This window comes from Paenibacillus sp. MER 180 (assembly GCF_023713665.1).
GTDB lineage: Bacteria > Bacillota > Bacilli > Paenibacillales > Paenibacillaceae > Paenibacillus_B > Paenibacillus_B suaedae.
The window spans coordinates 1-323 of record NZ_JAMAVT010000101.1 but is presented as its reverse complement, the minus strand read 5'-3'; the positions used below and the strand labels follow the sequence as shown (position 1 = coordinate 323).

General features: G+C 48.9%; 1 tRNA gene. It reads right to left on the bottom strand.

Going from position 1 to position 323, the window contains the following annotated elements:
* Positions 1-47 precede the first annotated feature (47 nt).
* Positions 48-123 (bottom strand) — tRNA-Asn (locus M3661_RS30050).
* Between the last annotated feature and the right edge of the window lie 200 nt (positions 124-323).

Below are 323 nucleotides of genomic sequence, written 5' to 3'. Positions count from 1 at the left end.
CACGATTTCCAATCGTGCTCCTTCGACCAAACTCGGACATCTCTCCATGGCTCCCCGAACAGGACTCGAACCTGTGACAACTCGATTAACAGTCGAGTGCTCTACCAACTGAGCTATCAGGGAATATGATGTTTCAGGCTGTACCCTGAAAACTGAATGCGAAAGTTAGTGCTAGATGTTCATCCGGGGCCCCCGGAAAGGTTTCGGTGTTGCTGCAAAGCTTCACGTCACTTTTTGGGGTTTAATCTTTTAGGATAAGCCCTCGACCGATTAGTATTGGTCAGCTCCACACATTGCTGTGCTTCCACCTCCAACCTATCTAC